At 62.3% G+C, this 20,364-nt stretch carries 20 protein-coding genes; 9 read left to right on the forward strand and 11 right to left on the reverse strand.

Going from position 1 to position 20,364, the window contains the following annotated elements; translation table 11 throughout:
- Positions 1–105 precede the first annotated feature (105 nt).
- Complete coding sequence (locus tag J2Y68_RS11015) at positions 106–267, forward strand: hypothetical protein (protein WP_309993248.1); 162 nt, start codon at positions 106–108, stop codon at positions 265–267.
- A 62-nt stretch (positions 268–329) separates the two neighbouring features.
- Entirely contained in the window at positions 330–989 is a 660-nt protein-coding gene (locus J2Y68_RS11020) for a DUF1345 domain-containing protein (RefSeq protein ID WP_309993250.1), read from the forward strand.
- Positions 990–1,070: 81 nt separating this feature from the next.
- Here the strand turns inward: J2Y68_RS11020 and J2Y68_RS11025 are convergent, their stop codons facing one another.
- The 3 genes from J2Y68_RS11025 to J2Y68_RS11035 form a co-directional block, all read right to left on the reverse strand.
- On the reverse strand, positions 1,071–2,486 hold the full coding sequence (locus J2Y68_RS11025) for an amino acid permease (RefSeq protein ID WP_309993253.1): 1,416 nt from the start codon (positions 2,484–2,486) through the stop codon (positions 1,071–1,073).
- A gap of 224 nt (positions 2,487–2,710) precedes the next feature.
- A complete protein-coding gene (locus tag J2Y68_RS11030; RefSeq protein WP_309993256.1) occupies positions 2,711–4,018 on the reverse strand; it encodes a M18 family aminopeptidase in 1,308 nt (435 codons plus the stop codon).
- Positions 4,019–4,056: 38 nt separating this feature from the next.
- Positions 4,057–4,935, reverse strand: a complete 879-nt coding sequence (locus tag J2Y68_RS11035; RefSeq protein ID WP_309993259.1) for an intradiol ring-cleavage dioxygenase — start codon at positions 4,933–4,935, stop codon at positions 4,057–4,059.
- 179 nt (positions 4,936–5,114) lie between these two features.
- Between J2Y68_RS11035 and J2Y68_RS11040 the strand changes: the two genes are divergently transcribed.
- Genes J2Y68_RS11040 through J2Y68_RS11050 form a run of 3 tightly spaced genes read left to right on the forward strand, consistent with a single transcriptional unit; the run spans position 5,115 to position 7,106 of the window.
- The gene (locus J2Y68_RS11040; RefSeq protein WP_309993262.1) at positions 5,115–5,564 is read left to right on the forward strand and encodes a hypothetical protein; all 450 of its coding nucleotides are present in this window, start codon (positions 5,115–5,117) and stop codon (positions 5,562–5,564) included.
- The gene (locus tag J2Y68_RS11045; protein WP_309993265.1) at positions 5,561–6,301 is read left to right on the forward strand and encodes a cyclase family protein; all 741 of its coding nucleotides are present in this window, start codon (positions 5,561–5,563) and stop codon (positions 6,299–6,301) included. The genes J2Y68_RS11040 and J2Y68_RS11045 overlap by 4 nt, the downstream gene beginning before the upstream one ends.
- Before the next feature lie 25 nt (positions 6,302–6,326).
- Positions 6,327–7,106, forward strand: a complete 780-nt coding sequence (locus J2Y68_RS11050) for an IclR family transcriptional regulator (protein WP_309993268.1) — start codon at positions 6,327–6,329, stop codon at positions 7,104–7,106.
- Here J2Y68_RS11050 and J2Y68_RS11055 read toward each other — a convergent pair.
- Together J2Y68_RS11055 and J2Y68_RS11060 are read right to left on the reverse strand one after the other, a co-directional pair.
- A complete protein-coding gene (locus J2Y68_RS11055; protein ID WP_309993271.1) occupies positions 7,103–7,873 on the reverse strand; it encodes an IclR family transcriptional regulator in 771 nt (256 codons plus the stop codon). The genes J2Y68_RS11050 and J2Y68_RS11055 overlap by 4 nt on opposite strands.
- 183 nt (positions 7,874–8,056) lie before the next feature.
- Positions 8,057–9,499 (reverse strand): amino acid permease, encoded by a 1,443-nt coding sequence (locus J2Y68_RS11060; protein ID WP_309993273.1) that lies wholly within the window; start codon positions 9,497–9,499, stop codon positions 8,057–8,059.
- Positions 9,500–9,784: 285 nt separating this feature from the next.
- Between J2Y68_RS11060 and J2Y68_RS11065 the strand changes: the two genes are divergently transcribed.
- Genes J2Y68_RS11065 through J2Y68_RS11075 form a run of 3 tightly spaced genes read left to right on the forward strand, consistent with a single transcriptional unit; the run spans position 9,785 to position 13,639 of the window.
- Complete coding sequence (locus tag J2Y68_RS11065; RefSeq protein ID WP_309993277.1) at positions 9,785–10,831, forward strand: homoserine dehydrogenase; 1,047 nt, start codon at positions 9,785–9,787, stop codon at positions 10,829–10,831.
- Positions 10,824–12,254: an aldehyde dehydrogenase family protein gene (locus J2Y68_RS11070; RefSeq protein WP_309993280.1), complete on the forward strand. Its 1,431-nt coding sequence runs from the start codon at positions 10,824–10,826 to the stop codon at positions 12,252–12,254. Before J2Y68_RS11065 ends, J2Y68_RS11070 begins: the two co-directional genes overlap by 8 nt.
- Positions 12,251–13,639, forward strand: coding sequence for an aspartate ammonia-lyase (locus tag J2Y68_RS11075; RefSeq protein WP_309993283.1), 1,389 nt, complete (start codon positions 12,251–12,253; stop codon positions 13,637–13,639). The genes J2Y68_RS11070 and J2Y68_RS11075 overlap by 4 nt, the downstream gene beginning before the upstream one ends.
- Before the next feature lies 1 nt (position 13,640).
- On the opposite strand, the gene J2Y68_RS11080 is transcribed toward J2Y68_RS11075, so the two are convergent.
- On the reverse strand, positions 13,641–14,090 hold the full coding sequence (locus J2Y68_RS11080) for an Lrp/AsnC family transcriptional regulator (RefSeq protein WP_309993285.1): 450 nt from the start codon (positions 14,088–14,090) through the stop codon (positions 13,641–13,643).
- A 71-nt stretch (positions 14,091–14,161) separates the two neighbouring features.
- Between J2Y68_RS11080 and J2Y68_RS11085 the strand changes: the two genes are divergently transcribed.
- The gene (locus J2Y68_RS11085; protein WP_309993288.1) at positions 14,162–14,872 is read left to right on the forward strand and encodes an HAD hydrolase-like protein; all 711 of its coding nucleotides are present in this window, start codon (positions 14,162–14,164) and stop codon (positions 14,870–14,872) included.
- On the opposite strand, the gene J2Y68_RS11090 is transcribed toward J2Y68_RS11085, so the two are convergent.
- The 5 genes from J2Y68_RS11090 to J2Y68_RS11110 all read right to left on the reverse strand — a co-directional run bounded on the left by J2Y68_RS11090 (position 14,866) and on the right by J2Y68_RS11110 (position 20,323).
- Positions 14,866–15,558 carry a response regulator gene (locus tag J2Y68_RS11090; RefSeq protein ID WP_211710261.1) on the reverse strand — a complete coding sequence of 231 codons (693 nt, stop codon included), beginning with the start codon at positions 15,556–15,558 and terminating at the stop codon, positions 14,866–14,868. The genes J2Y68_RS11085 and J2Y68_RS11090 overlap by 7 nt on opposite strands.
- Positions 15,555–16,844: a sensor histidine kinase gene (locus J2Y68_RS11095; protein WP_309993292.1), complete on the reverse strand. Its 1,290-nt coding sequence runs from the start codon at positions 16,842–16,844 to the stop codon at positions 15,555–15,557. The genes J2Y68_RS11090 and J2Y68_RS11095 overlap by 4 nt, the downstream gene beginning before the upstream one ends.
- Before the next feature lie 26 nt (positions 16,845–16,870).
- Positions 16,871–17,722, reverse strand: a complete 852-nt coding sequence (locus tag J2Y68_RS11100) for an ABC transporter permease subunit (RefSeq protein ID WP_309993295.1) — start codon at positions 17,720–17,722, stop codon at positions 16,871–16,873.
- Positions 17,723–17,724: 2 nt separating this feature from the next.
- Positions 17,725–18,669 carry an ABC transporter ATP-binding protein gene (locus J2Y68_RS11105; RefSeq protein WP_309993298.1) on the reverse strand — a complete coding sequence of 315 codons (945 nt, stop codon included), beginning with the start codon at positions 18,667–18,669 and terminating at the stop codon, positions 17,725–17,727.
- A 151-nt stretch (positions 18,670–18,820) separates the two neighbouring features.
- Positions 18,821–20,323, reverse strand: coding sequence for a bifunctional phosphatase PAP2/diacylglycerol kinase family protein (locus tag J2Y68_RS11110; RefSeq protein ID WP_309993300.1), 1,503 nt, complete (start codon positions 20,321–20,323; stop codon positions 18,821–18,823).
- Positions 20,324–20,364 lie beyond the last annotated feature (41 nt).

Genomic DNA, 20,364 nt, shown 5'->3' on the forward strand with positions numbered 1-20,364 from the left:
AACAGTGTTTCGTTTTTCTCCTCGACAGCGACAAAGACACTAACACGAGGAACGCCAATACGTGGATTCCTGGTCGCCCGATGGCATCCGGCTAGGGTTGGAGCCATGGATGCCACACCCCTGAACGCCCTGGTCCTGACCGTTGTCTTCGCTGCGATCGGGCTCTATGCCCTGTATTTCGTGATTCGTGCCGGGGTCCGCGACGGCATCCTCCAGGCAAGGAAGCTCGATGCCGCTGATGCTCCTTCCCGCCCAACAGAGGTTTAGGCCGCGAAAGGCGCCTCCGCATGGCGTAACGCAAACCGGCGCCCGCTAACTAAGGTGGGCAAATGAGCAACGTCAGAGTCCGACGCAGCAGGTTGCGCTTCCTGGTCATGATGATCGCTGGAGCCGCAGCTGTCATCGCCACGGGAAGCACAGGCAATTGGGTGGATGCCCCGGCAGTCGGATGGGCCACGGCCGCGCTCATCTACGTCGTGTGGGTGTGGCTGGTGATAGGCCGCATGGACCCCGATGACACACGCCAGCATGCCACCAGCGAAGACCCGTCCCGCGGCGTCACTGACCTTCTGATCCTGATCGCGAACCTTGCCAGCATCGCCGCTGCTGCCGCCGTGATCGTCAATTCCCACACTGAGGGCGCCGTTACCCGCCTGTACTCAGGGGCGCTTGCGTTGGTCTGCGTAGCCTTGTCCTGGATGCTCGTCCAGACCCTTTTCACATTGCGCTATGCCGAGCTCTACTACAGCCCTGAACCGGAAGCCGGAGGTGCGGTGGGTGGCATCGGCTTCAACCAGGACCGGCCACCCCAGTACACGGATTTTGCCTACCTCGCCACCAGCTTGGGCATGACCTACCAAGTCTCGGATACCAACCTGGGCAACCACCGTATCCGCGTCGAGGCGTTGAAGCACAGCCTGCTGTCGTACCTGTTCGGCACGGTCGTCCTGGCAGTGACCATCAACCTGGTCATCGGGCTGGCCCAGTAGGCAACCCGGACTTCCGTTAATCACAAAGTGGGGCAGCCGCCGTCGTATATTGACGGCGGCTGCCCCACTGCGTAAGGACGTTTACGACGCCGGTCCGGAACCGATGTCTGCGCGCTCGGCTTCCGCGGTGGTCGCCACGGCCCCGGTGGCACCACGCTTGCGGTACCGCCACACGCCGATAGCCACGACTACTGCGGCCAGTCCCAGCGAGAGGAACAGCGATTCACGCGTGGATTCGATGATGACCATGCCAATGATGAGGGCCACGATGGCGGCGATGGCAATCCAGGTGAGGTAGGGGAAGAACCACATCTTGAGTTCCAGGTCCTTGGCGGCAGCGCCCATGCGGCGGCGAAGGATCAGCTGCGACGCCGAAATAACCAACCACACGAACAGCGCAATGGCACCGGAAGTGTTCACCAGGAACAGGAACACGGTGTCCGGAGCAATGTAGTTGAGGCCCACGGTGACGAAGCCGACCACGGTGGATGCCAGTACTGCTGCAGCCGGGACGCCCCGCTTGGAGATCTTCATCCAGGACTTGGGGGCGTCGCCTCGCTGCGAGAGCGAGAACAGCATGCGGCTTGCCGTGTACAGGCCAGAGTTCAAGCAGGAGAGCACGGAAGTGAGGACAACGATGTCCATGATGGTGCCGGCGCCCGGAATCCCGTAAAGCTCAATGACTGCAACGTAAGGGCTCTTGGCAACGGAGGCGTCGTTCCATGGCAGGAGGGTGACCACTATGGCGATGGAGCCGATGTAGAAGATCAAGATGCGCCATACGGTGGATTTCACGGCCTTCTTGACGGCGTCCACGGGGTTCTCGGATTCACCAGCGGCGATGGTGGCGATTTCCGCCCCGAAGAAGGAGAAGACCACCACGAGGATGCCCGCCAGGACGGCGCCGGGGCCGTTGGGCATGAACCCACCCTGGTCCAGGAGGTTGCTCACGCCCGGCGCGGATACGCCCGGCATCAGCCCGAGGATCGCAGCAATGCCAGCCAGCAGGAAGATGACAATGGCGGCCACCTTGATGGAGGCGAACCAGAATTCGAATTCTCCGTAGGACTTCACGGAACCGAGGTTGGTCAGCGTCAGCAGGACCATGAGGACCAATGCCCAGACCCACTGATCGACGCCGGGAACCCAGCGGTGCATGATGGCGGCACCCGCCGTCGCTTCGATACCGAGCACAATGATCCAGAACCACGCATACAGCCAGCCAATACTGAAGCCCGCCCAGCGGCCAAGGGCCTTATCTGCGTATGTGGAGAACGAGCCTGTCTCCGGGTTCGCCGCAGCCATTTCGCCGAGCATGCGCATGACGAGGATGACCACCAGGCCTGCGGCCAGGTAGGCCACGAGGATTCCCGGGCCGGCCTGTTGGATGGCAGCGCCGGAGCCAACGAACAAGCCGGCTCCAATGACGCCGGCGATGGCGATCATGGAGAGGTGTCGGGGCTTCAGGGACTTCGATAGTTGTTGGTCAGCGTGCATGGATCGGCGCCGTCCTTCAGGTCTTAGGGGTTGGCCACTGTGGTGTGCCACGGGCCACATGACTAGATCACGCTAACCTGCTACACCGGCACCTATCCTGTGCAACCAAACAATTTGCGCTCTCCGAAAACGGAGCGCTGCACAAAATGTAAACCTGGGGGCATCGGATGTTTCCTCAAGGATACATTTGCAACACCCTTGAAATGAGTGTTTGAGGCTTTACCTCAGACGGCGGTCCCAAAGAACAATTGCGACACCGTCGCCAGGCTCTTGGGATCCTCCACGCCGCAAAGCTCGCGCGCCGAGTGCATGGACAACAGCGGAATGCCCACGTCCACGGTCCTGATGCCGAGCCGGGTGGCCGTCAGCGGACCGATCGTGGAACCGCAGGGAAGGTCGTTGTTTGACACGTATTCCTGGTACGGGACGTTGGATTCCTTGCACAGCCGGGCCCACAGGGCGGCACCGGTGGCATCCGTGGCGTACCGCTGGTTGGCGTTGATCTTCAACAAAGGACCGCCGTTGAGTACTGGCTTGTTGGCTGGATCGTGCTTTTCCGCGTAGTTCGGGTGGACGGCGTGACCCGCGTCCGCTGATACGCAGAACGACGCCGCAAAGGCCTGGCGCCGCTGGCTCACCGAAGCACCGAGGCCGTCGGAGATGCGCACCAGGATGTCCTCCAGGATGGGTCCGCAGGCACCTGAGCGGGAGTTGGACCCGATCTCTTCATGGTCGAAGGCTGCAAGGACGGCGATCGGGCCGTCACTCGGGGCGGCCACAGCATGCCCTATCAAGGCAACCAGGCCAGCGTGTGTGGAGGAAAGGTTATCCATGCGCCCGGATGCGAAGAACTCACCCTTGGCCCCGAAAACCGCAGGGGCTTGCGTGTCTGCCACCACGACGTCGTATCCGCCGATGTCCGCAGCATCAACGGTGGCGCCCTCAACGCGTTCGGCCAGCAGTCCCAGGAGATCCTCACCTGCAGGGTCTCCCTGGCCAAAGACGGGGTTCATGTGCTGCTGCTTGGACAGGTGCAGGCCGTTGTCATTGACCCCGCGGTCAAGGTGGATGGCCAACTGGGGGAAGCGCAGAAGGGGTCCCGTGGCGGTGAGGTGCTGTGTGCCGTCGTGGAGTACCAATCGGCCTGCAAGCTGCAATTCGCGGTCCAGCCAGGAGTTCAGGAGCGGTCCGCCATAAACCTCGACGCCGGCCTGTAGCCACCCAAACTTCCCCGTGGTGGGCTTTGGCTTGAGCTTGAAGGAGGGCGAGTCGGTGTGCGCACCCAGGATGTTGAATCCCGTGGTGGGGCCGGCATTTTCGGGAGTAACCCACGCGATGAGTGCGCCGTCGCGGATCACATAGAACTTGCCAGCGCCCCCATCCCACGGCTGCAGTTCATCCAGGGACGTGAAGCCGGCATCGTCCAACCGTCGCGAGGCCTCGTGCACGGCGTGGAAGCTGGAGGGAGACGCCGAAACGTAAGCGCCAAGGTCCTCGATGTGGTCAACTGCGGCGGAGGCATTCGAAGGCATGCCCCCGAGTCTAGCCCCCGCTTGGGACGACAGCCGGGCTAGACGGTGACGTTCAGCGCGGCCGTATAGCCGCCGGCCACTGAACCGGAAATAGTCGCCAGTTGGTATATGCCGCCGTCGTCACCAAAGACGTTGTCAGAGGTCAGCGAGGTCTTGGGGAAATTTCGCGCGCTGGATTCGTAACCCTCCGTGGCGTAGACCTCGTTGCATGCCTTCTCTGTGAGGGCGATCTGTGAGACCGCCAGCACCCTTCCCGCCGCCGAGGTATTGCTCATCGATTCGAATACCTCAAAGTGAATATGTGGCCAGCGACCGCTGTACGCGCCAGGGTAGATGGTGCTGAAAGTGAGTTGGCCGTTGCTGTCTGCCTCCTGCACGCCCCGGAGGTAGTTCTCGTTCTTGAGCCCCGAATCATAAAGCGAATACTTGCCGTTGCGATCGCAGTGCCACACGTACACGGCCGCACCGGCCAGCGGCGAGCATCCGTTGGCGTTATCCAGCAGGGTCAAGGTCACCGTCAGCGGGACACCATCAGCTTTCGTCGTGGAGTTGCCGAAGCTCGACCTGATGTCCCGCCGAACAACTCCGGAAGCTTCCAGTACGTTCGGACCGTTGGAGCCGTCACCGGGGTACGGGCCCAGAGTCTCGTCCGGGATTTCCACCCCGCATTCGGCGAGGGCGCGGGTGACCGTACTGGACGGTGAGGCGACCGCCGTCGAACTTTCCGTAGCTGTACCGCTAACAGCGCCCGACGCCGACCCGCCACCGCCGCTGCCGGATTCAGTTCCGGGGGTGCAGGCTGCCAAAGCCGCCGCGGTGCCTGCCCCTAGGAAGACCCCTAGGGTGCGGCGGCGACTCAGGAGGGTGGCGAGGTCGAATTCAAGGCCGCGGTCGTGGTTGGGGTGCGGAGTAGTCATGTGTCCATGGAACCCGCACCCCCTATGCCTTGTACATGGGGCAACTGTGCAGAGGCTGTGATCTCGTTTCAGAGCAGTAATTATTCAATGTGCACTATGAGCAAATCAATATGCTTGTAATGACCATCACATTGTGCCACTATGGCTCACAGAATCCACATCCACGGAAGGCCCCTCCCATGAAGATCCAATTGAAACCAGTGCGGAAGCTCCGCATCCATTGGCCCATCCCGGTCGAAACCATGACTCAACTGGCCGGAGGCAACCTCGCCGCGTTGGAAGCGGACGGCGGCATATCATCCCTGCTGCAGGCGCTGACAGAGTGCCCCGAGCTGGGCGGCTTCGGGAACTACCACCACGTCTTCGAGTCCTCTGCGGGTTACGAGGGCTTTACCGTTGCTGAGGGCGCAAACCCCACGCTGGGCTGCGTGGGCCAGCGAACCATCTCGCCGACTTTCGTTTTCACCTCCTACTTCGACGACTCGCTGGATGAAGACGACGTTCACCGCCTGGTCCAACGGATCGTGGACATCCATCCCTGGGAGGTCCCGGTGATCGAAGTGTCCGGACCCCTGAACGTCTCCAGCAGTGTCCTGACCCATGCAGGCGAAAGCCGGGTGGCCTCATGACCACAGGACTTTGGCAGGAACTCGCGCCCCTGCTCCGCAACCGAACCTTCACGGACCTCACCCACGCGTTCCATCCCGGCCAGCCCCGGTTTGCCGCTTTCCCGGATGAATCCCGCGAGGCGCTCTTCGATATGGAGAAAGGCGACGGCTTCACGGCCCATCGCTACTCAATAGTTGGCCAATGGGGTACCCATGTGGATCCGCCATCGCATTTTGTGCGTGGTGGCCGGACCTTGGACCAGATACCCGTGGACCAGATGGTGCTGCCCCTGGTTGTCCTGGACATCAGCCAGCGCGTGCACACGGACGCCGATGCCACGCCCACACGGGGCGACATTAAGGACTGGGAATCGCGAAACGGCGCCATCCCCGCTGGTTCGTTCGTTGCCCTCCGCACGGGATGGAGCCACCGGTGGCCCGACCCTGAGGCCATGGCCAATAAGGACGAATCCGGAACGAGCCATACTCCCGGCTGGTCGCAAGAGGTCCTTGGATGCCTGATCGAAGAGCGGGGCGTGGCGGCGGTGGGACACGAACAGACCGATACGGACCCTGGCATGGCCACTTCCCAGCAGGACTTCAGCCTGGAAACCTACGTCCTGGCGCAGGACAAATGGCAGATTGAACTGTTGGCTCATCTTGATGACCTCCCCGAATCCGGTGGCGTCCTGATGGCAAGCTGGGCCAAACCGCTGGGAGGGAGCGGCTTCCCGGCAAGGGTTTTCGCCATCCACTAGGGCTGCGGGTCGCTAGAATCGTTCCATGTCAAAGAGCTCCAGCATGGGCCGCGGGATGATGGCCATCCTCGCGGTGGGGGCGCGCCACGCTCAAGGGCACGACGGCGGTACAGTCGCAGACGTCGCGGCCCACCTGGAGAAGGACCGCAGCCAGGTTTCGCGAAGCCTCAAGGGGGCTTTGCAGGAGGGCTTCCTTGCCCGCACCGACAACAGGGAATACCGCTTGGACTGGTCAGTCCTGGCCGACGCCCAGTTGGTCACCGAGCAACGCCTGAAAACCGACGGACTCACGGCGCTGGAAGGCTTGGCCGCAGAAACCAACGAAGCCTGCTTCCTGGGCGTGCTGAGCGGAAACAGTACGGTCACCATTGGCGAGCAAGTACCGGCCAGCGCCAACCTGGTGGGTTCTTGGCTGGGCCGGCCCTATCCTGCCTACTGCAGCGATGCCGGCCAGGCGCTCCTCTGGGATGCACCGGATGACGAAGTCCGGACGCTCTTCAAGACCGTGGAATTCGTCAAGCACGGGCCCAACACGCCATCATCCGTTGACGACTTCCTGGACCGGCTCAACCAAGCCCGTGAACGCGGGTACTCGATAATTGATGAAGAAGCCGAACCGGGGCTCTATTCACTGGCCGCGCCCGTCCGCGATTTCAAGAATGAGGTCGTTGCCGCGCTCCAGATCGTTGGCCCCAGGACGCGGGTCCAGCCACTGCGTGAAAGCCACGCCGTGGCACTCCGCTCATGGTGCCAGTGGCTGGAAGCGATGGTGGGCGGCCGGGCCACACCTCCACACCAGCCCTAGGTCAGTACGGTGCCGTGGGCGCCAAGTCCTTGGGAAGTTTCATGGAGCACCCCGGCGATCTCCGGGGCTGCCTTCTCGATACTGGAACGGTTGCCCAGGACACTGAGGGCGGCAACGATGTTCCCGCCGTCGGACCGCACTGGTACGGCCAATTCCCACACGTCATGCTCGAATTCCTCGGCGGCGACAACAAACCCGCGGGACTTGTCACGGTCCATGAGGTCACGGACTTCCAGCGCGGAATGTGCCGCCGCAGGGCCGCCCACACCGATGAAATTCACATCGCGGAGAAGGGATTCCAGCTCACCCGGCGAATGATCCCACAGCAGAGCCCTGCCCGCGCCGGTGCACCAGACGGGCGTCACCATACCCGGTTTGGCGAAGCCCCCCGGGAATGAGTTGTTAGTGGATGAACGCAAGAGGAGCACCCTGACGCCGTCGCGGACGGAGAGCCGTGATCGCAAGCCAAAAGCGGACACCAGCTCCTCCAGCTTTGCCCTCGACTTCTGGACCCAGCCACTGTTGAGCGAAGCTGCAAGGCTCAGGAAGCCCGAACCTGCGCGGAAGGGGCCCCTGTCCACCCGTTCCAACAAGCCCAGATCACACAACTCCTGGGCCAAGCGGGAGACCCTGCTTTGTTCCATGTCCAATTCGGCGGCCAGTTGGGAGACACCCAAAAGCTGACGGCCCTGCTTTTCGCGGTCCGTAATCAGGCGAACGAGGCGAAGGCCCTGGGCCAAAGACGACGCTTCGGGTGACGTATCCACAAATCCACTCCTTCCACCACGCGCTCACGCCATTTTCACACGGGCGTGTCTGCCACAAGGATTCGGGCGTCCCTTGCCCGCACCGTGTACGGATTCACGAGTATCCCTGCACCATCAATTACCCCGCATCAGCGCCTTGCGGCCGGGCCCAGGACCCGGCCGCAAGGCTCAGAGGATGTGGATTCACGACGTCGGACCGGACTTCGCCGGGCGCCGGTACCTGAAGTAGAAGTAGGCGTAGCAGGCTCCAACGAAAGGAACGCCGAAGTACAGGGCGGCGATCTGCTGTGGGTCAAACGCAATGCCCACCAATGAAATCAAACACAGCGCGAAGGCCAGGATCGGGACCAACGGGAAGAGGGGCGCCTTGTAGGCAAGGTCCTTCACGCTCCCGCCGTTACGTACAAAGGCTTTGCGGTGGAAGAAGTGGGACGCAGTGATGGACATCCACACACCAACAACCGCAAAACCGGCCACGGAGACCAAGGCGAGGTACACGGTTTCAGGTGCAACCACACTGCTGATCAGCGATGCAATGCCGCCAACCATGCTGACCGAGAGAGCAACAAGCGGTATGCCCCGCCGGGTGAGCCTTTTCAAGGCCTTCGGTGCATGACCCTCGTCTGCCAAGGAGTAGAGCATACGGGCACAGGAGAACAATCCGCTGTTCCCGGCCGACAGCAGGGCCGTGATGATGACGAAGTTCATGATGTCAGCGGCGTAGGGAATTCCAACGGAGGAGAACACCGTCACGAACGGGCTCTCGTCCAGTCCCACCTGTTCAAACGGGACGGTTGCAGCAATGACCGCGATGGCACCAACAAAGAAGATCAGCAGCCGGACCACGGTGCTGCGCATGGCCTTGGGAATGTTCCGCGCCGGATCCGTGGTCTCCCCGGCGGCCACGCCAATGAGTTCCGAACCGGAGAACGCATAGAAGACCGCCAACGCCGTCACCAGGACTCCGGTAAAGCCGTTGGGGAACAATCCTCCGGAGGTGTTGAAGTTCTCAAGCATGACGGGGTGGTTGCCGGACTCGGAGAGGGGATGGAATCCGAAAAGGGCTGCGCCACCCAACACGATCAGGGCAATGATCGCGCCCACTTTGATGATGGCGAACCAGAACTCGGATTCCCCGAAAAACTTGGAAGATACGGCATTGAATCCGAACAGGATGGCTGCGAAGACGAGGCACCACACCCACACCTCGACGTCGGGAAACCAGCGCTGCATGAGGAGTCCTGATGCCGTGAATTCCGAGCCGATGGCCACTGCCCAGCAGAGCCAATAGAGCCAGGCCGTGGCAAAGCCGGTGGCTGGACCGATGGATCGGGACGCGTAAATGTGGAAGGCACCTGATACGGGGTAGGCGATGGCCAACTCGCCAAGGCATGCCATCACGAGGTAGACCACGAATGCACCCACCAAGTAGGCGATCACAGCCCCGAGCGGACCAGCTTGGGAGATCGTGTAGCCGGAGCTCAGGAACAACCCGGATCCAATGACACCTCCCATCGCGATCATGATGAGGTGCCGTGGTCCCATTGATCGGCGCAGTCCGGGTTCGGCCGGAGCGTCGACTGCCTCAGGTTGATGGTCAAGTTGCACGGGTGCTGAAGATTCCATGTGGTGTCTCCGGTTAGGTGTCGGATGCGAACGGTACGCCTTGAAGTCCGGGGTCGGAGTGCCGGGAGGGCGTCTGTAGTGACGAAGGTAACACAGAATCTCACCAAGTGGTCATTAAAAACATTTGTTAATGCGTATAGCGCACATTGAACCGGATGGGCCCGCAGGCACATCGGCAGTTGAATGGTCAGAATGCCCATTCTTTAGGGCAATTCAGCATGGGTGGACGGACATCAAAGGCCCGCAGGATTGAAGCATCACCCCTCCACCTACCTGAGGAGCACCATGAAAACCTACGACCTCGCACTGATCGGCTTCGGCGGCGTCAACCGGACCCTCGCCGAAATCATCGCCACCCGGGGAGACGCCCTCCACTCGGAGCTGGGGTTCGGCCTCAGGGTTGTGGCCATCACCGATCTCAGGCTCGGCTCCCTGGTCCAGGCCGAAGGCATCGACATTGACATGGCGCTCAATATTGGCGCCAACGAAACGTTCGCGGACCATGGCGGCTCCCGTGACACCAACAACGAAGCCGTGATCCGTTCCTGCACGGCAGATATCGTCTGCGAAGCCACCTTCACAAATCCCGACGACGGCGAACCTGCCGTCTCGCACGTCCGGTGGGCCCTGGAATCAGGCAAAAGCGTCTGCACAACCAACAAAGGACCCGTGGCACTCCGGGGCCCTGAACTGTCCGCGCTGGCCGCGGGAAATGGAGTCCACTTCGAGTTCGAAGGCGCAGTCATGAGCGGCACCCCTGTCATCCGCCTCGCCAAAAAGATGTTTGCCGGCCTGAAGATCGACGGCTTCGAAGGAATCCTGAATGGAACCAGCAACTACGTGCTCGGTCGCATGGAATCCGGCCTGGACCTGGACGCCGCTATTCGGGAAGCCCAGGACCTGGGGTACGCCGAAGCCAACCCTGCAGCGGACATTGAGGGCTACGATGTTCGGCTCAAAGTGCTCATCCTGGCCAACCAATTGCTCGGGGCAGACATCACCTTGCAGGACGTCTCCTGTGAGGGCATCTCCTCCCTGACCCGCGATGACATTGAACAAGCTGCCCGCAAAGGCCTGCGCTGGAAGCTCATCGGTTCCGCGAAGAGATCCAAGAACGGCGCAGTGACGGCCGGCGTGAAGGCCGTGGCTGTGCCCCTGGCCCATGAACTTGCTGGAATCTCCGGCGCCACCAACGCGGTTTCGTTCAACACCGATCTTCTGGGCCCGGTGATGGTTTCCGGGCCCGGCGCCGGACGCGTCGAAACTGCCTACGCCTTGCTCTCAGACATCATCGCCATGCACCACACCTCGGAGGTTCCCTCCCATGCCTAAGTCCTCACCCGGAACCGTTGAGGCACCAGCCCTGCCACTGTTCCACAACGTCACCAGCCCTTACGACCAGCGCGTTATTGGCGCCGTTCCGCTGACCGACGCCACCGCCGTCGACAGTGTCCTGGATGCTGCCCGTGCGGGAGCCAAAGTGGCAGCGGGCCTGTCCCGGGACGCGCGGGGAAAAATACTCGACCGGGCAGCCAACCTCGTGGAAGACCGGCGCGATCTCTTTGCCGAAACCATCGTCGCTGAGGCCGGCAAGACTGTAAGGCAGGCACGAAAGGAGGTTCTGCGTGCAGTCAATACACTGCGGTTGTCGGCGGCAGAAACTCGCCGCAATGCCGGTGAAGTTGTTCCTTTCGACGCCTATGAGGGATCAGAGGACCGGCTGGGGTGGTTCTCCCGCGAGCCGCTGGGCATCATCCTTGCGATCACGCCATTCAACGACCCCCTCAACCTTGTAGCCCACAAGATCGGCCCCGCTATAGCGGGCGGAAACTCCGTTATCCTCAAGCCCTCGGCCCTCACACCCCTTTCCGCACAGCTGCTCACCGAGGCACTCCTGGAGGCCGGACTCCCGCAGGAAGTCCTCACAGTTGTCCACGGGGAACGCGACGTTGCGCAGAAAATCATCGCGGCGAGGGACGTACGGATGGTGTCATTCACCGGCGGGTTCTCCACCGGAGAGTCCATCGCCTCGGCAGCTGGACTAAAGAAGCTCTCCATGGACCTGGGCGGAAACGCGCCTGTCATCGTCATGGCGGACGCAGACCTCCAGGAAGCGGTGGCGTCCTGCGTTTCCGGTGCGTTCTGGGCCGCCGGCCAGAATTGTGTCGGTGTTCAGCGGATCCTGGTCGACAAGCTCGTCTACGCCGAATTCCGGGAGCTCTTCATCGCCGCGACCAACGAACTTGTGGTCGGCGACCCGTCAGACGAACTGACGGATGTGGGGCCCATGATCACCGCACGTTCCCTGGAAGATGTGCGGGCGAAAGTCCACGAGGCAGTGGAGCGCGGGGCAGTTGTCCTGGCAGGAAACGTAGCTACCGGGAACATCCTCCATCCCACGGTCCTCGAGGAGGTGCCGGAAGACAGCCGGTTGTGGTCCGAGGAAGTATTCGGCCCACTGGTGATGCTCCGCCCTGTGGACAGCCTCGAGGAAGCGATCGGGATCGCCAACTCCATCGAGTTCAGTCTGCATGCCGGAATCTTCACTGCATCCCTCGGGGACGCGATGAAGGCAGCCAAGGAGATCCAAGCCGGTGGTGTCATGATCAACGACTCGTCCGACTACCGGTTCGATGGAATGCCCTTCGGCGGGTTCAAGTACGGAAGCTTGGGCCGTGAAGGCGTTCACTTCGCCTACGAGGAAATGACCCAGCCCAAGGTCATCTGCATCAAGAACAGTACGGCCCGGCCATGACGTATCGCCTCGAATCCGATTCCCTTGGGTCCATACGCATACCAGCGGACGCCTTGTGGGGCGCGCACACGGCCCGGGCCCTGGACAACTTCCCCATCAGCGGGATCCCTGTTTCACGGTATCCCGGACTGGTAGTGGCGCTGGCGCAGGTAAAACGGGCAGCGGCCCGCGCCAACTCCAGCCTCGGGGTCCTGAACCCCGCCGTGGCCAACGCGATCAGCCGTGCGTGCCGGGACATCGAAGAAGGGCACCACCACCAGCACTTCTGCGTGGACATGATCCAGGGCGGCGCGGGGACCAGCACCAATATGAACGCCAACGAGGTGATCGCCAATCTGGCCCTGGAAACCATGGGTCACCCCCGCGGCAACTACCAGCATCTGCACCCCATCGACCACGTGAACAAATGCCAGTCAACCAACGATGTCTACCCCACCGCCATCAAGCTCGCACTGATCACCGCTGTCCAGGAGCTTGACCACGAACTCGGTCTATTGACGGAGTCCATGCGGGAGAAGGGGGTCGCATTCGCCCACGTTGCCAAGATAGGGCGCACCCAGCTGCAGGACGCCGTCCCCATGACGTTGGGTCAAGAGTTCGGGGCCTTCGCGGCCACCATTGAGGAGGACAGATGCCGGCTGCGGGAGTCAGCAGCTCTCATGCTCGAATGCAGTCTGGGAGCAACCGCAATAGGCACAGGGATTACTGCGGAGCCCGGCTACCGGGAGCGGGTTATTGAAACCCTCGCCGAAATTGCTGGGCTGCCCCTGGTACCGGCAGCCGACCTGCTGGAGGCGACATCCGACGTCGGGGTTTTCATGCATGTGTCCGGGATACTGAAGCGCTCGGCCATCAAGATCTCAAAAATCAGCAGCGACCTGAGGTTGCTGTCCAGCGGACCGCAAAATGGCTTTGGGGAGATCCAACTACCACCCCGCCAGGCCGGGTCATCGATCATGCCCGGCAAAGTGAATCCGGTTATTCCCGAGACACTGAACCAGATCGCCTTTGCTATTGCTGGTGCGGACACTACCGTCACCATGGCCGCGGACAACGGCCAATTGCAACTGAATGCCTTTGAACCCGTCATTGCCCATGCCTTGCTGCAGGGCTTCTCCTGGCTCACCAAAGGCGCGCGGATCCTCAGGACCCACTGCATCCAGGGCATCACGGCAAACGAGGAACTGCTTGGCGGGCGGGCCGCGGGCTCGGCGGGACTGGCCACTGCCCTGATCCCGACCCTTGGCTACGCCGCCGCGGCGGAGGTGGCCAACAAGGCGCTGACCGGACGCGTGACGGTGATCGACGCCGTCACGTCGATGGGACTCATGGAACGGGACGCCGCCGCACTGATACTTGGGGGAGCTTCCACGCGTGGACGCTGAGTCAGTGCGACACCCGTCGGATCACATTGGACAACGTCATGGCCGTGACAGTGTCCGTGACACCGGGGAGGGAAGAAATCTGTTCCCAAATCTCCTGCACCCTGCCGTGGGAGCGGGCTTCGACACGCACCATCAAATCAAAGTCACCGCTCAGGACATCACACAGAACGACTTCGGGGATCGCCCTGAGCTCAGTCAGGACATCGGCGCCCCGCATGCGGTCCTTCCGGTAAACCATCAGGAACGCGGACACAAGGTCCTGGGTCTCCGCTCCGGCGACGATCGTATAGCCCTGGATGTACCCCTGCCGCTCCATGCGCTCGATCCGCTGACGGACAGCGTTCCTGGAAAGCAGGACCTTTCCTGCCAGTTCCGCGTGCGGCATGCGGGCGTTCCTGGTGAGTTCTGAAAGGATCCTCTGATCGATGCCGTCGAGGCCAGCTCGCTCCATGAATCCCTTCCAAGAAATAGCCCGCCAGGAACCCCGTGGCTCCTGCCTTTGACCGAAAGGCCACGAAGAAGATGATACGTCCCGAGCACCACGAACCATTCCCGGAACGCTACTCATGCGTCCTGTTCGACATGGATGGCACACTGGTGGACTCTGCCAGCGGCGTCACGGCCAGTGCGGCGGAAGCACTGTTATCCGTAGGAGCAACCGTCCCGGGTCCTGACCAGTTGCGCCGGTTCGTGGGCCCACCCATGATCGACTCTTTCCGGGCCGTTGTTGGGCTGGACGAGGACCGGGCCAACGAGGCGCTGCAGCACTATCGGGTAGCCTATGCCAGGGCCGGAGCTCTTCAGGCCCGGCTCTATGAAGGTGTTGAGGGACTCCTTCAGCAGTTGCACTCACAGGACATGCCGATGGCGGTGGCTACGTCAAAAGTAGAGGATCAAGCCGTCCGGCTCACACGGCATTTTGGTGTGGACCACTTCTTCTCGGATGTCTGCGGGGCATCGGATGCCTTGGGGCGGTCGCGGAAAGACACAGTGATCGCGGAGTCGTTGCACCGGCTCCGCTCACGCGGTGTCGACACCTCGCGGCCGGTCATGGTCGGAGACCGTATATACGACATCGAGGGAGCGGCCACATTCCGGATACCCACCATATTTGCCCTCTGGGGCTACGGCGAACCACTCGAATCCGTGCACGCTATTGCCACGGCTTCGTCTCCCAGCGAGCTCTTGCCGTTGCTCCAAGGAACCATGCAGGATTCGACGACGGGTCAGTAGTCCGGGTTGCTCGGCACCACGAGCCCGGTTTCGTAGGCGTAGACCACCACTTGCACCCGATCGCGCAACTGCAGCTTGCTGAGGATCCGGCGGACGTGGGTTTTGACCGTGGCCTCAGAGAGGAAGAACTTGTGGGCGATCTCCGCGTTGGACAGACCCTCGGCGATAGTGGTGAGGATTTCCGTTTCGCGCGGGGTGAGCTCGTCCAGGAGCGGGTCACGGTGCGGGCTGGGGGAATGGCCGGGCAGGGCTCCTCCGCGGACATAGGTTTCCAGTAGCCTCTGGGTCACCCGCGGAGCCACCACTGCGTCACCGCTGGCTACGAGGCGCACTGCGTGGACCAGCTCGGCCGGCGCCACGTCCTTGAGCAGGAAGGCGGACGCGCCGGCCTGCAGGCCGCTGAATGCGTACTCGTCGAGATCGAAAGTGGTGAGGATGATGACCCTTGCATCGGAACCTGAACTGGAGATGCGACGTGTCGCCTCGATCCCATCCATGGCAGGCATCCGGACATCCATCAGCACAACGTCGGGTTGAAGCGCCTCAACCTGCCGGACGGCTTCCAAGCCGTCGGAAGCCTCGCCCACCACCGTGAAGTCAGCTTCGCCTTCCAGGATGAGCCTGAAGCCCATCCGCAGCAGCGGCTGATCGTCCACCAGCAGCACTTTGATGATGTCGCCTGTCATGATTCCCCCTTGTCGCCGTTCCAGCGGAGCTCGGCGTGAACCGCCCAGCCTCCCCTTTTCCCTGGACCGGCAGTAACGATTCCAGCATAGATTCCGGCGCGTTCATTCATTCCGGCGATTCCCTGCCCCGTGCCCAGGCTGCCCGCGAATTCGCTGCCGCCCTCGTGGGTTCCGCGGCCGTCGTCGTTGACGTTTATGGTGACCAAATCGCCGTCGCGCGACACCTGCACATCAACACGGCTGAGCGCGCGGCCATACCGCAGCACGTTGGTCAGCGACTCCTGCACGATCCTGTAGACGGTGAGTTGGAAGGCCGGGTCGGACGGCAGCCCGGGACCCGTGTGTGCGTAATGCAGCGGGAGTCCGGCCGTTCGGAATCCCTCCAGGAGATTAGCCAGGTTATGCCCCGACTCCAGCGGCGCGAGCGGCGCCGGCCGCCCCGAATCGTCACGGAGTACGCCCAACACGCGGCGCATGTCAGCCAAGGCAGCCCGGCCAGTCCGCGACAGTTCGTTCAGGACCTCCCCGGCCCTCTCCGGGTCCTTTTTGACCACAACGGCTGCGCCGTCTGAGAGGCTGATCATCACCGTCAGGGAGTGGGCCACGACGTCGTGCATCTCACGCGCTATCCGGTTGCGCTCAGTGACCTTGCCCAACTGGGTGGTTCGGGCAGCCCAGGCGGCGATTTCTCCCTCATGTTCCCTGCGTTGGCGCACGGAGATGCCGATCCCGGTAGCCAGGAGGTTGGAGAGCATGATGGTTATCGCGGTGGCAATGTTGTTGATCAGATGGAAGTTCTCGGGGACGTCCTGGAGTGTGTTCATCTGGCTGGGACTTGTCCACATGAACAGGTAGAGCAAGCTGAGCGGCAGGCTGGCCACGGCGAAAACGACCAGCGCAACCGCTCGCCGCTTGAGCGATGCCAGCGCATAGAGAGCGAACCAAAGACCCACCGACACGTTCGAACCCCAGGGGTTCAGGATGGTCGCCGCGACTTCAAGGAGCGCGACGGCGGCAACCACCGGAAGGGGGAAGTGCCGCCTGAACACCAGGGCGATGGCGATCATCAGCAGCAGGGCCACCACGAACCACTTGGAGTCGATGACCGAGGTGATGATGGTGGGCAGGGCCAACAGCACGTAGCAGAGGACCACCACGGCATCCATCGCGCGGGGGTGCTTGAAGAAGTAGCGCCGGATCCTACCCCTGCGGCGCTGGGCGATTTCAGCGAAGGACGCGTCAGCCGAGGCGGCCGACGCGTCCTTCGTCTGTAGAGCTTCAGTCATGGATCGAGCCTAGACGGCAATCCGTCCTAGACGTCCCGCTTCTTCAGCAGGACCATGGCCAGAGCCACCGGAACCACAACCCAGGCCCCCAGGACCAAGCCAGCCTGCCATGCTTCAAGCGTTTCAGGGACATGCTCGACGGCGGTCAGCGGACTGATGGTATTGCCAGGAAGGTACTTGCTGGCCTCTTTGAAGAAGTCACCCGGAATGAGTTGGAAAGCAATTGGAGCCACGAAGAACAGGCCCACCAGGCTCATGATGCCACCAGCCGAGTTGCGGACGATGGTTCCAAGAGCCATGCCGATAGCGGCTACGGCTGCCACGTAGATGCTGTTGACCAGGAGCAGCTTGACGGATTGCGAGCTGCCGAGATCCAGTTTGAGGTCGTAGTTGTTCAGGATGGGCAACGCCACCAGGCCTGCAACATAGGTGGCCACAGCTGTCAGGACGAAAGCGCTGACCATCACCACGATGAGTTTGGCCAGGAATGGGGACATGCGCTTGGGGACGGCAGCAAACGTTGACCGTGCCATGCCCGTGGTGAACTCCGAGCTCATGAGCAGCACACCCAGGGAACCGAGGATCAGCTGCGCGAACACAATGCCCGAGGTGGGTACGGTGACGGCGAGGTCCCCGCCCTGTGCTGCGATGGCTGCGGCGGCCTGTGGATCCTGCGTGGCCTGCTGAGCAAATTGGCCCGTTCCCCAAGCACCCAATGCCGAGAAGCCAACCATGACAACCGCGGTGGAAGCCAAGAGGATCAGGGTGGACATCAGGGTGCGGAACTTGATGAATTCCGAGTTGAGGACGCGGTGGAAGGCCGGTCCCGGACCCACGGAGTTGCGGATGGACTTGCGGTCCAAAGTGGTAGTGCTCATGTCTATTTCCCTCCGGCCTGAGCGGGAACCGAGGCCCCGGTGGTGATGTGCGAGTGGTATTCGACCTCGTCCTTGGTCAGTTCCATGTAGGCCTCTTCCAGGCTCGCCTGGAGTGGGGTCAATTCGTAGACCATGACCTGGTTGTCCAAGGCCGCCCGGGCGATGCCACGGGGATCCAGGCCCGAAACTTCCAGGAGCTCGCGTTCGTGGACTTCGACCGAGACCCCGGTGCCGGCGAGCAGTTGCATGAGCCGTTCCGGCTGGTCAGTGCGAACGCGCGTCCGTATCTGGCCCTTGCCCGTAATGATGTCGGCGATAGGAGCGTCGGCAATGATCCTGCCGCGGCCGATCACGATCAGGTGGTCCGCCGTGAGCGCCATTTCGCTCATGAGGTGGCTGGACAGGAAGACTGTGCGTCCCTCCGAGGCCAGGTACTTGACCAGGTTACGGACCCAGACCACGCCTTCAGGATCGAGGCCGTTCACCGGCTCATCCAGGATGATGGTCTGCGGGTCGCCCAGCAGCGCGGCGGCAATGCCGAGGCGCTGACCCATTCCGAGCGAGAAGCCTTTGACTTTCTTCTTGGCAACATCACCCAGACCGGTCATCTCGATGACTTCGCGCACCCGGCTTTTCGGGATGCTGTGCGTCGCGGCCATGGCGAGCAGGTGGTTGTAAGCGGTGCGGCTGGTGTGTACTGCCTTGGCGTCCAGGAGGGCGCCGATCTCACGCAGCGGTGCCTTGTGCTCCACGAACGGCTCGCCGTTCACCGTCACGGAACCCGACGTCGGAGCATCCAATCCCATGATCATGCGCATGGTGGTGGACTTGCCGGCACCGTTCGGGCCCAGGAAGCCCGTCACCCGTCCGGCTTGGACAGTGAAACTGACACCGCCGACGGCGGTCTTCTCGCCGTAGACCTTGGTCAGGCCTTTTGCTTCGATCATGGAAGCGTTCCCTCCTCGGAGCACAACATCTGTGTGCAAGTGAGTTTTGAATGTACTCACCACGCTACTCACGGCGGGAGCGCAAATCGCCTGTCTCAGGGATGATTCAGGGTCCAGTCAGGGTAGTCCTCGCGGATGACGCCGGATGGGACTATTCGGCCGGCAACGGCGAGTACACGCGAAGTTCCCCCTGTTTCACCCTGAACGTTGCGCTGCGGACGCCCGGCTTGGGCTCACCGTCAACCGCCAGGACCAACGGCTGGCCGACTGCTTCCACGGTGACCTCGGTGGCTTCGGTGAGGTGGGTGACCTTTGAAGCAGAGACAGTGCCGGTCACGACCGCCCACAGCAGCCGCGCCCGGGCGAAGGGCTCATCCGCTGTGATCATGCGGAGGTCGAACACTCCGTCATCCAGCACCGGCCTGCGGAGCGGGGCATGGTCGCTGGGGTAGAACCTTCCCCGGCCCATGTAGAGGATCCAGAGTTTGTGCTTCACGCCATCCACCAAGAGGGTGGTGGGCGAATTCACCCCGAAGGTACGCAGCGACGCCACCACACCTGCCAGAGGCTTTCCCATGGCAGGCTGGAGCCGCTCCCTGCGGCGGACAAGGTTGGGATAGACGCCAACGCTGGCGGTGTTCAACATGGCCAGCTCGGAGGTCTCCGGCATGTCAGGCAGGCCACGCTGGACCACCACATGCCCCAGGTCGACGGACGCCGCCAGGCCTTTCGTCACGGCTTCAATGGCGTCATCGATCGAGCTGGTTCCGAGGTCCCGTGCGAAGTGGTTGAGGGTCCCGCCCGGTAGTACCAGGAGCGGGAGTGAATGCTCGACGGCGGCAGCGGCCGCAGTGCCCACCGTTCCGTCACCGCCCCAGACACCCAGCGCTACGGTGCCGGGCCGGGTGGCCGCGGCTTCCATCTCGCCAGCTATGTCCTCACCTTCGGAAATTTCCTGTATATAAGCTTTGGGGAATATTTCCCTTAGGAGTTCTCCCGTTTCAGGGGTGTACGAACCGCCCATGACGTTGACCCCGATGCTGAGCCCTTCGCCGTCGTGAATTGCTGGCGCTTCTGCCGGTGTTCGACGGGGAGTCGGTTCGGGAGGCCGGGCAGGCCACCACTTGCGGGTCGCCCACGCGGCGCCCGCCCCCAAAGCCGAACCCAGCACCACATCGGATGGCCAATGCGCACCCGTATGGACGCGTGAATAGGCCACCCCAGCAGCAATCGGCGCCAAGGCAACTCCGATGGCAGGGGAGACGATGCCGACGCCGACAGCAAAGGCCACTGCGGAAGCGGAGTGGCCGGAGGGCATCGATGAGCTGGTTGGCTGTGGGTTCACGAAACGAAACAGTGGCAAATGCTCAGGAAGCGGGCGTCTCCGGGGGAGTACCCGCTTGAAGATCACGTTGGTGACTCCTGAGGCAACGCCCAAGGCCAGCACGCCATGAAGGGCGGCCCTGCGCGGTTTGCCGGGAAACGCTGCCATGACTCCCGCGATTCCGAACCACAGCTTGCCCTTGGTGGCCGCCGCGGAGAGCCGCCGGAAGAACACGTCGTGATCGCCTTGGGGTTGTCGGGACACAGCCCCCACCAGGAAGCGGTCCAACCGTGCCACCCTTTTGGGGCCTTTGCCCACGAAGCCTCGCATCCCAACACACTAACGCCCGATCAGCCCGAAAGTGCAACACT

Origin of the sequence: Paenarthrobacter nitroguajacolicus (assembly GCF_031455195.1) — a bacterium.
GTDB classification, from domain to species: domain Bacteria; phylum Actinomycetota; class Actinomycetes; order Actinomycetales; family Micrococcaceae; genus Arthrobacter; species Arthrobacter nitroguajacolicus_D.